This is a genomic window from Rhodoferax sp., assembly GCF_010365055.1.
Lineage (GTDB): Bacteria > Pseudomonadota > Gammaproteobacteria > Burkholderiales > Burkholderiaceae_C > Rhodoferax.
Window position 1 is genome coordinate 1 of record NZ_JAAFHA010000113.1, and the last position, 10,079, is coordinate 10,079.

General features: G+C 59.8%; 10 protein-coding genes and 1 pseudogene. 6 read left to right on the plus strand and 5 right to left on the minus strand.

What is annotated here, in order from left to right; genetic code table 11:
- A pseudogene (locus GZ093_RS18095) lies at positions 1-88 on the minus strand (MotA/TolQ/ExbB proton channel family protein); the annotation flags it as partial.
- 346 nt (positions 89-434) lie between these two features.
- Here GZ093_RS18095 and xseA point away from each other — a divergent pair.
- The 3 genes from xseA to greB are packed head-to-tail and all read left to right on the plus strand — an operon-like array spanning position 435 to position 3,025.
- Complete coding sequence (gene xseA, locus GZ093_RS18100) at positions 435-1,781, plus strand: exodeoxyribonuclease VII large subunit (protein WP_296488708.1); 1,347 nt, start codon at positions 435-437, stop codon at positions 1,779-1,781.
- A gap of 50 nt (positions 1,782-1,831) precedes the next feature.
- A complete protein-coding gene (locus GZ093_RS18105) occupies positions 1,832-2,413 on the plus strand; it encodes a Fe-Mn family superoxide dismutase (RefSeq protein WP_296488710.1) in 582 nt (193 codons plus the stop codon).
- A 48-nt stretch (positions 2,414-2,461) separates the two neighbouring features.
- Positions 2,462-3,025, plus strand: coding sequence for a transcription elongation factor GreB (gene greB, locus GZ093_RS18110; protein WP_296488712.1), 564 nt, complete (start codon positions 2,462-2,464; stop codon positions 3,023-3,025).
- A gap of 14 nt (positions 3,026-3,039) precedes the next feature.
- Here the strand turns inward: greB and GZ093_RS18115 are convergent, their stop codons facing one another.
- The 4 genes from GZ093_RS18115 to GZ093_RS18130 all read right to left on the minus strand — a co-directional run bounded on the left by GZ093_RS18115 (position 3,040) and on the right by GZ093_RS18130 (position 7,226).
- The gene (locus tag GZ093_RS18115; RefSeq protein WP_296488734.1) at positions 3,040-5,262 is read right to left on the minus strand and encodes a bifunctional (p)ppGpp synthetase/guanosine-3',5'-bis(diphosphate) 3'-pyrophosphohydrolase; all 2,223 of its coding nucleotides are present in this window, start codon (positions 5,260-5,262) and stop codon (positions 3,040-3,042) included.
- A 140-nt stretch (positions 5,263-5,402) separates the two neighbouring features.
- The gene (gene rpoZ, locus GZ093_RS18120) at positions 5,403-5,606 is read right to left on the minus strand and encodes a DNA-directed RNA polymerase subunit omega (protein ID WP_011465420.1); all 204 of its coding nucleotides are present in this window, start codon (positions 5,604-5,606) and stop codon (positions 5,403-5,405) included.
- Between the two features lie 29 nt (positions 5,607-5,635).
- Positions 5,636-6,256, minus strand: coding sequence for a guanylate kinase (gene gmk, locus GZ093_RS18125; protein ID WP_296488720.1), 621 nt, complete (start codon positions 6,254-6,256; stop codon positions 5,636-5,638).
- Positions 6,257-6,308: 52 nt separating this feature from the next.
- Positions 6,309-7,226 (minus strand): YicC/YloC family endoribonuclease, encoded by a 918-nt coding sequence (locus GZ093_RS18130; RefSeq protein WP_296488723.1) that lies wholly within the window; start codon positions 7,224-7,226, stop codon positions 6,309-6,311.
- A gap of 77 nt (positions 7,227-7,303) precedes the next feature.
- Here GZ093_RS18130 and GZ093_RS18135 point away from each other — a divergent pair, with 77 nt between their 5' ends.
- The 3 genes from GZ093_RS18135 to rph are packed head-to-tail and all read left to right on the plus strand — an operon-like array spanning position 7,304 to position 9,969.
- On the plus strand, positions 7,304-8,311 hold the full coding sequence (locus GZ093_RS18135; RefSeq protein WP_296488726.1) for a serine/threonine-protein kinase: 1,008 nt from the start codon (positions 7,304-7,306) through the stop codon (positions 8,309-8,311).
- Entirely contained in the window at positions 8,308-9,225 is a 918-nt protein-coding gene (locus GZ093_RS18140; protein WP_296488728.1) for a PP2C family serine/threonine-protein phosphatase, read from the plus strand. The genes GZ093_RS18135 and GZ093_RS18140 overlap by 4 nt, the downstream gene beginning before the upstream one ends.
- Before the next feature lie 15 nt (positions 9,226-9,240).
- A complete protein-coding gene (gene rph / locus GZ093_RS18145; protein ID WP_296488731.1) occupies positions 9,241-9,969 on the plus strand; it encodes a ribonuclease PH in 729 nt (242 codons plus the stop codon).
- Positions 9,970-10,079 lie beyond the last annotated feature (110 nt).

The following is a 10,079-nucleotide window of genomic DNA, read 5'->3' on the forward strand; positions in this document are numbered from 1 at the left end:
AGCGCTCAATGACGAGCGCCATGGCCAGGATAGAGCAGGCAACCAGCGGCCAGATCGGCCAGCCTGCGGCTTGTATGATTGAAAACAAATGGGGTCTCCGCGCAGATGAAGTGCGGCGCAATTATGGCGCACGTGCCGATTTCCCAGACTTCATCAGTCAGGCATCAATATTGCTGTGCCTGGGCGTTTGAGCCAGTCACCCACAGAATCTGTGGATAACTTTGTGCAAAACTGGCGGCTGAGGTGCCGCCGGGCCGCATGGGCTGGGGCTTGCGACAGATCGATGACAATTTAGGCAGTAGAAAATACAATGAAATCAACGACTTGCACCACGACATCAGGCTTTCCAGCAGTTTTTGCCGCTGGCCGCGAAGCTTATTTGGTGCTGTGGAGCATTGCGCGGTGGCGCGCTGGTGGCAGTCCGGGTACTTCCCATGATTGAAGCCAAACTCCCCGCTGTGACGCCCCGCATCTGGCAGATTGGCGCACTCTGCCGCGCCATCGCCGATGCGCTCGACGCCCGCTTCAATCCGGTCGTCGTGCGCGGCGAGCTCTCGGGTTTCTCGCGCGCGTCGAGCGGACATTGTTACTTTTCCCTCAAGGATGAAAGTGCTCAGATTCGCTGCGCCATGTTTCGCCGCGCCGCCAGCTCGTTGGACTTCTCGCCGCGCGACGGCGAGCTCGTCGAAGTGCGTGGCCGCCTGGGGGTCTATGAGGCGCGTGGCGATCTGCAGTTGATTGTGGAGAGCATGAGCCGGGCCGGGCAGGGTGCGCTGTTTGAGCAGTTTCTCCAGCTCAAGGCCAAGCTCGAAGCCCAGGGGCTGTTTGCGCCCGAGCGTAAGCGCCCGCTGCCGCTGCTGCCGCGTGGCATTGGCGTGGTGACCTCGCTCGGTGCCGCTGCGCTGCACGATGTCGTGACGACGCTGCAGCGACGCACGCCCCACATCCCGGTGCTCGTTTTCCCGGCCACGGTGCAAGGCAGCAGCGCCCCTAGCGAGTTGATTCAAGCACTATCAAACTTATATCTACTCACCCAAGAGGGACGGTGGCTAGAGCCTGATTTTGTGAAAAAATTGACAAAAAAGAGTGCCTCTGCTGTGCCGTGCATCGACGTCATCTTGCTGGTGCGTGGCGGTGGTTCGATGGAGGACTTGTGGGCTTTCAATGATGAGCAGTTGGCGCAGACCCTGGCCCAGAGTCCGGTGCCGGTCATCTGCGGCGTCGGCCATGAGACCGACTTCACCATCGCCGATTTCGTGGCGGATCTGCGTGCGCCCACGCCCACGGCGGCGGCCGAGTTGGTGGCGCAGCCGCAGCAAGTTTGGCTGGGCGCGCTTGATGCGGCGGCGCAGCGCCTGCAGCGTAGCGTGACGCGGCGTCTGGATCAGCAAAGCCAACGGCTGGACCTGACGGCATCGCGTTTTGGGCGACCGTCGGCGTTGGTCGGGCGTCAGCGCCTGCGCTTATCCAACAGCGCGCAGCGCCTGCAATTGGCCTCAACGCACTTTGTGCAGCAGAAGGCACAAGCCCTGCAGCGGCTGCAGCTGGCTTTGCCCACCGCAGCGCAGCGTGGCCTGCAGCGCCAAGACGAGCGTTTGCAGCGCGCGGCGCTGCGGCTGGGCTTGCTCGATCCGCACCTGGTGTTGCAGCGCGGCTACGCCTGGTTGACCACGCCGGACGGGGTCGGCATCAGCAGCGTGCAGCAAACCTGGCCGGGTCAGGCCCTGCGCGCCACCCTTGCCGACGGCGCGGTTGATTTGACGGTAGCCCCCTCGACGTGAGCAAAGTTTCTACAATTGCGGATCTCCAACAACAAACTCAAGAGGACATCATGGAACATACCCTGCCCGCCTTGCCATACGCGATTGACGCACTGGCCCCCGCCTACTCCAAGGAAACGATGGAGTACCACTACGGCAAGCACCACAACGCCTACGTCGTGAACCTCAACAATCTGCAAAAAGGCACCGAATTTGAGAGCATGACGCTCGAAGAGATCGTGAAGAAAGCCAGTGGCGGCATCTACAACAATGCCGCGCAAGTGTGGAACCACACCTTTTTCTGGAACGGCATGAAGCCCCAGGGCGGTGGTGAACCCACCGGTGCGCTGGCAGCCGCCATCAATGCCAAATGGGGCAGCTACGCTGCCTTCAAGGAGGCCTTCGTCAAGTCGGCCGTGGGCAACTTCGGCTCGGGCTGGACCTGGCTGGTGAAGAAGGCCGATGGTTCGGTCGATATCGTCAACATGGGCGCGGCCGGCACGCCGTTGACCAGTGCCGACAAAGCGCTGCTGGCAGTCGACGTGTGGGAGCACGCCTATTACATCGACTACCGCAACCTGCGTCAAAAATACGTTGAAGTCTTTTTTGACAAGCTGGTCAATTGGGGTTTTGCTGAGGCTAATTTCGCCTGAGGTTGCTGCTGACCTGAACCACTGGCCGGACCCGCCGGTGGTTGCGCCATGAACAAAGCATTCACCAAAGAGACCGATGACGCCGACGAGGACGAGGCGCCGCCTGGCTTGCCTTCGCTACCCGCCGGTGGCAAAAATTACATCACACCGCAAGGGTACGCCCGGCTGCGCGGCGAATTGCTTGATTTGATCGATAACCAGCGGCCCCAGGTCGTGGAGGCGGTCTACTGGGCCGCCAGCAATGGCGACCGCTCGGAGAACGGCGACTACATCTATGGCAAAAAACGCTTGCGCGAGATTGACCGGCGCATCCGCTTTTTGACCCAGCGGCTTGAAATCGCGCAAGTGACCGACCCGGCGCTGCACCATGGCAGTGAGCAGATATTCTTTGGTGCGCATGTGAGCTATGTGGAGGCCACAGGCACGGCGCGCAGCGTCACCATTTTGGGCATCGACGAGGCCGACAGTGCTCAGGGCCAAGTCAGTTGGGTGTCGCCGATTGCCCGCACCCTGCTGCAAGCGCGCGTCGGCGATGAATTGCAGTTGCTGACGCCGCGCGGAAAGGTCGAAATTGAGGTGACGGGCGTCGACTATCCGGCGCCTCAGGTCTGAGCCGCTACAACAACCTATTGGACGCTTTTGGCCCGTTGGGCCCTGAGGACAGACTGCGTTCTTCGGAGATTGCTCAAGGCGGCTTCGAGCTGCTTGCTGTCGCGCACGGCAAGCACAAAGCGCAAATCAGTGGCGTCCTGGGCGGCTTCATCTTCCATGTCGATGTGAATGATGTCGGCCTCGGCTGCAGCCAGGGCGGCAGCGACCCGGGCCAACACGCCGCGGCCATTGATGACGGTCACACGGACCTCGGTTTCAAAGGGGCGAACCGGCTCGTCCGACCATTGCACGTCAATAAAGCGCTCACTGTCTTTGAGCTTGAGCTTCTGGGCCACGGCGCAGTCCGCTGCATGAACCAGCAAGCCTTCGCCCCGCCCCAGGTAACCCACAATGGCGTCGCCCGGCACCGGTCCGCAGCACGGTGCGAAGCGGATGGAGGCGCTTTCGCTGCCATCGAGCACGACGCCGCCTTGTGCGACCGCTTCGTTGGTGGTGTAACGCTCGCGCGTGAGCAACAAGGCATCCGGCTTTTCGCCCCGGTCGGTCAGCAGGGTCAGCAAACGCTTGGCCACGATGCCGGCAATGCGTTTGCCCAAGCCGAGGTCCAGAAATAACTCGGACATGCTCTTGTTGCCGCTAAAACGCAGTAACTTCTCCCATAGCAGCCGATTGCTGCCGGTATCGTCTGGCAATTTTTCAATGCCTTCGGCGCGCAGCGCCTGCGCCAGCATTTTTTCGCCCAGGTCCTCAGATTCGGTTTGGGCCAGTGTCTTCAGGTGCTGGCGAATTTTTGAGCGCGCCCGCGCCGTGCGGACAAAGCCGAGCCAAGCTGGGTTGGGGGCGGCGCCCGGCGCGGTGACAATTTCAATGACATCGCCATTTTTGATCTCGGTGCGCAAGGGCACCTGTTCGCCATTGATGCGCGCGGCCAGTGTGCGGTCGCCGACATTGCTGTGAATCGCGTAGGCAAAGTCCACCACCGTGGCTCCTTTGGGCAGTGCCATGATTTGACTTTTGGGCGTAAAAACATAGACCGCATCCGGGAAAAGGTCGACCTTGACGTGATCCCAAAACTCGGCGGCATCGCGTGTTTCATCTTCGATGTCGAGCAGCGATTGCAGCCACTTGGAACCCAGCCAGTCGCCGGTGCCTTGCGGGGTATTGACTTTGTACAACCAGTGCGCGGCAACCCCTGACTCGGCCACCAGGTGCATGGCCTCGGTGCGTATCTGAAACTCCACATTCACCCCGGACGGGCCGACCAAGGTGGTGTGCAGCGACTGATAGCCATTGAGCTTGCCAATGGCAATGTGATCCTTGAACTTGCCGGGCACCGGCTTGTAGAGCTGGTGCAAGGTGCCCAGCGCGGTATAGCAGTCAATCACGCTGGGCACCAGAATCCGAAAACCATAGATGTCTGTGACCTGGGCAAATGTGAGGTGCTTCTCCTCCATCTTCTTGTAAATCGAATACAAGGTTTTCTCGCGACCGGCGATGCGCACGTCCATGCCACTGTTGGCGAAAGCCGTGTCCACTTCTTCATGTACTTTTTGAATCAGATCGCGTCGACGACCACGCGACTTGGTCACCGCCTTGGACAAAACCGCGTAACGCCAGGGGCGCAGATAGCGAAACGCCAGGTTCTGGAGTTCGCGGTAGGTCTGGTTCAACCCCAGGCGATGGGCAATCGGTGCGTAGATGTCGAGCGTCTCGGACGCGATGCGTGCCCATTTGTCGCGCGGAGCGTCCGACAGCGTGCGCATGTTGTGGGTTCGATCCGCCAACTTGATCAGGATGACGCGCACGTCGCGTGCCATGGCCAGCAGCATTTTGCGAAACGACTCGGCCTGGTTTTCTTCGCGCGTACTGAAATGCAGCTTGTCGAGCTTGGTCAGGCCGTCCACCAGTTCGGCCACCGGCGAGCCGAAGCGCTCGATCAGCTCAACCTTGGTGACGCAGCAGTCCTCCAGCGCATCATGCAGCAGCGCCGCCATCAGTGCCTGGGCGTCGAGCTTCCAGTCGGCGCATTGGGCGGCGACGGCAATCGGGTGGGTAATGTAGGGTTCGCCGCTGTTGCGCAGTTGTCCCAAATGGGCTTGGTCGGCATAGCGGTACGCCAGGCGCACCTGCGCCAGATCGGGAACTGACAGGTAGTCGAGCTTGGCCGTCAGGCCGGCAAAACTGGCCGCGGCCGCGTTGACGGCCGCCGGGCTCGGCAAGTCGGCCGCAGGCCGCAGTCCCGCCGCGGCTGGTTTCTTGCTGGAGTTGGGCTTGACAACGTTACTCACCCCGTGAATATAGCGTGCCGCCAGCGCTTTGCGCCCCACCAATAAAAAAGCACCGAAAACGGTGCCTTTTTGGAATCAGAAAAAAATCGTCAAAGAGGCACTTTTTTCAGCATCTCCAGGCCGATTTTGCCCGCGGCGATTTCGCGCAGGGCGGTGACGGCGGGCTTGTTTTTGCAGTCCACCTTGGGCGCGTGGCCCTGGCTCAGCATGCGTGCACGGTAAGTCGCCGCCAGCACCAGCTGAAAACGATTGGGGATCTGCTCAAGGCAGTCTTCGACAGTAATACGGGCCATGAAATTCTCCGAAAGACCAAGGGGGTGCACTAGAAAATATGCAGTGCTTTGAACGTTTCAGCCCGAGCGCGACGCTGCGCCGAGAACTTGAGTCGCTGGGAATGAACAATCGCTTTCAGATCAAAAAGCGCACGATCAAACAACTCGTTGATTATAACGAAGTCAAATTTATGCACTTGCGCCACTTCAATCGCTGCGTTTTTGAGTCGAAGCGCAATGACGTCGGCCGAATCTTCACCACGGCGCTCCAGGCGCGCGCGCAACTCTTCCCAGCTCGGCGGCAGTATGAAGATGCTGACGGCATTGGCAAACAGCTTCTTGATCTGCAATGCGCCCTGATAGTCGATTTCAAGCACCACATCGGCCCCTTGGGCCATGCGCTCTTCAATCGCTCTCTTGGAGGTGCCATAGCGGTGCTGGTGCACCGCAGCCCATTCCACAAACGCATCGGCTTTCACCATGGCGTCGAATTCCTGCTCGGAGACGAAAAAATATTCGCGTCCGTGTTTTTCTTGTCCGCGCGGGGCGCGCGTGGTGTGTGAGACCGAGAGTTGAACGTGCGAGTCGAGCTCCAGCAGCGCTTTCACGAGGCTTGATTTACCCGCCCCACTGGGGGCGGCCACAACAAATAAATTTCCGGGGTAGTCCATAAGAGTCAGTTTCGCAAGAAGCAGCGGTTGCGTGCGGCGAGAAGCCAGGGCGCTATTCTATGTTTTGCACCTGTTCGCGCATTTGCTCGATCAACACCTTCATGTCCACCGAAATATGGGTCAGCTCCAGGGCTGCCGATTTGGAGCCCAGCGTGTTGGCTTCGCGGTGCAGCTCCTGAATCAGGAAGTCAAGACGCTTGCCCAGCTCGCCACCGTGCCTGATCAGGCGTTCAATTTCATCCAGGTGCGACTGGATGCGGGTGATTTCTTCGGCGACGTCAATGCGAATCGCAAAAGCAGTGGCTTCAGTCAAGGCCCGGTCCTGCGCGGCCTCCGGCAGCGTGCTGCCATCGGTCAAGGCCATGGCCTCCTGCCATCGATCCAGAAAGCGTTGGCGCTGCTGCGCCACCAATTGCGGCACCAGCGGCACGGCCAGTGCGGCTAGCGCACGGATCTGACCGAGGCGCTCGATCAGCATGGCGGCGAGCCGTGCGCCCTCGCGCTCGCGGGCACTGAGCAGCTCTTCCAAGGCCTGGCGGCCCAGCGTCAGAATGGTTTCACTCCAGTCGCAAGCCGCACCGAGCTCGCCGGCCGCCAAGCGCATGACGTCCGCCACGCTCAAGGGCGCGGCATTGGGCAGCCAGGCTTTGACGTTGTCCTGTACCGCGTTGAGACGCTGCAGCAGCCTGGGCGTGGGGTCGACCACGCTACTCGGGACATTGCTTTCAACAGCGGCGCGCACCTCGACCTTGCCGCGCTTGAGACGGCTGACCAGCAGCTCGCGCAGCACCGGTTCATATTGCCTGAGTTCTTCGGGCAGCTTGAACGACAGGTCCAGAAAACGACTGTTGACGGAGCGGATCTCGAGTCCAAGATGACTGGGCGGCGCACTTTTCGACTCGGCCTCAGAACTGGGGCGGGCGCTGCTGTGTTGGGCACTGGCATAACCAGTCATGCTGTAAACTGACATGGAGACTCTTTGATCAATGAAATGGGTCCAAGAATAACCCGGTTCCTGCCAGCCCCATTGAAGTTCACCCAATATTTATGTCAAAGGTCAGACCTGCACCCTTAGCGCCCAATACCCTGATCGGTGGTTACCGCGTGGTCCGCAAAGTCGCAGCGGGTGGCTTTGGCGTGGTCTATCTGGCTGAAGATGGCGAGGGGCTGCAAGTCGCCATCAAAGAGTACCTGCCGTCGGCGCTGACGACTCGCGTTGCGGGCGAACTGCTGCCACAGGTGCAGCCGGAAAAATTGTCTTTGTACCGGCTTGGACTCAAGAGTTTTTTTGAAGAGGGCCGCTCGCTGGCGCAAATATCCCACCCGTCCGTGGTGAGTGTGCTGAATTTCTTCCGGGAGAATGAAACCGTTTACATGGTGATGAATTATCTGGAGGGCGCCTCGCTGCAGGATTTCATCGTCACAGCGCGCGACCTCAAGCAGGCCAAAGTGTTCCGGGAGTCAACCATTCGCTCTTTGTTTGATGAAATTCTGCGCGGTCTGCGCATTGTTCATCAGCACAAGATGCTGCATCTGGACATCAAGCCGGCCAATGTCTTTATCACGGATGACAACAAATCGATACTGATTGACTTCGGTGCGGCACGTGAAGTGTTGAGCAAGGAGGGTAACTTCATTCGTCCCATGTACACGCCTGGCTTTGCCGCGCCTGAGATGTACCGACGCGATGCCCCCATGGGGCCGTGGACTGATATTTACGCCATTGGCGCCTGTATTTATGCCTGCATGCTGGGCTACCCGCCCAATGAGGCACCGCAACGGATCGAAAAGGACCGCATTGCCATGGCGCTCACGCGCTTGCGCGGTGTTTACTCTGACAATCTGATCGAGGTGGTGGAGTGGTGCATGTCGCTCGATCCCCTGTCGCGGCCGCAGTCGGTGTTTGCTTTGCAAAAAGAGCTGAGCCGCGCGGGCGAGCGTCGATACACCAAATTGAGTGTGACCGAAAAAGTCCGACTTCAATTCGACACCATGGTGTCAGACACGAAAAAGAGCGTCCACAAAGCGACCCGCTCTGACGCGAAAATCAAATGAAATTTTCTATCTTTCAAATCAGCCGCAAAGGCTCGCGAGAAAAAAACGAAGACCGCATGGGCTATTGCTACACGCGCGCATCCGGCATTTTTTTTCTGGCAGATGGCATGGGCGGCCATCCGCAAGGCGAGGTCGCGGCGCAGCTGGCTTTGCAGACCATCGCGGCCCTGTACCAGAAAGAGGCGCAGCCAAAAATCGATGACATTGCCGCGTTTTTGACCGCTGCGGTATTGACGGCGCACCGTCAGATTTTGCGCCATGCCATTCAAAATGGCATGCTCGATACGCCGCGCACGACGGTGGTGGTGGCCCTGGTGCAGGATGGGGCGGTGAGCTGGATCCACTGTGGCGATTCCCGCCTGTACCTGGTGCGCCAGCGCGAACTGTTGGCGCGCACCCGCGATCACTCGTTTCTGGAGCAGCACCGGGCCGCTACCGCCGGCATGAAATCGGCGGAGCGTATCAATCGCAATGTCCTGTTTACGTGCCTGGGTTCACCCACGAAGCCGGTGTTTGACCTCGCCGGGCCGGTTGCACTGCAACAGGGTGACAAGCTGATGCTCTGCTCAGACGGCCTGTGGGACCGGCTCAGTGACGCCGACATTGTGGATCATTTGGCGCAAAAACCGGTCAGTGAGGCCGTGCCCGAGATGGTGGAACGCGCGCTGCGCACGGCCGGCGACAAAAGCGACAATGTGACCTGCATCGCGCTTGAGTGGGAAATGCCGGATGGCTTTGAATCAACCCGCGGCAGTATCTCAACTGACACGCTCAGCGATGGTTTTTTTGCCTCAACGTTTCAGGCCGATACGCTGGATGCGACGCTGGAAGACCTGGACGATGCGGCCATTGAGCGCTCCATCGCTGAAATCAACGAAGCCATTCGCCGCTCGGCGGTCAAAAAGAGCGGCTAAGCGCACCATTTCACCATGCATCAAATTTCGAGAGTCGGCGCACGCGCTGTCAACCAGCTGCGAGCAGTCAGAATTCAGCGCGGCTACACCATGCACGCCGAAGGTTCGGTGTTGATCGAGTTCGGCAACACGAAGGTGGTGTGCACCGCGTCGGTCGAAGAAAAGGTGCCGGGGCACAAAAAGGGCAGCGGCCAGGGCTGGGTGACGGCCGAGTACGGCATGCTGCCGCGTGCCACCCACAGCCGTAACGAGCGCGAAGCGGCGCGCGGCAAGCAAAGCGGGCGCACCCAGGAAATTCAGCGTCTGATTGGTCGCGCTCTGCGCTCGGTGTTTGACCTGGGCCTGCTCGGTGAGCGCACGATTCACCTCGACTGCGATGTCTTGCAGGCCGACGGCGGCACGCGCACGGCGGCCATCACCGGCGCCTTTGTGGCAGCGCAGGACGCGGTGACCGGGTTGCTGGCGCAGGGCAAGCTGCAGCAGTCGCCAATCCGCGACCATGTCGCCGCCATCTCGGTCGGCATCGTCAATGGCATGCCCCTGCTTGATCTGGAATACACCGAGGATTCGGCCTGCGACACCGACATGAATGTGGTGATGACCGGGAGCGGTCATTTTGTGGAGGTGCAGGGCACGGCCGAGGGCGCGGCATTTTCGCGCCAGGAGATGGATGCCCTGCTGGCACTGGCCGAACAAGGTATCAGCGAGCTGATCGCGCTGCAAAAAACGTCACTATTGAGTTGATAGCTGCTCGTGCATGTTACACGAATACGAAGGGACTTCCCGCTTCCCGGTAACGGCATCAAGTGCCAAGATTGGGTTTGGAAGTCAATCTGCAACCTTTAGAAGGAGAA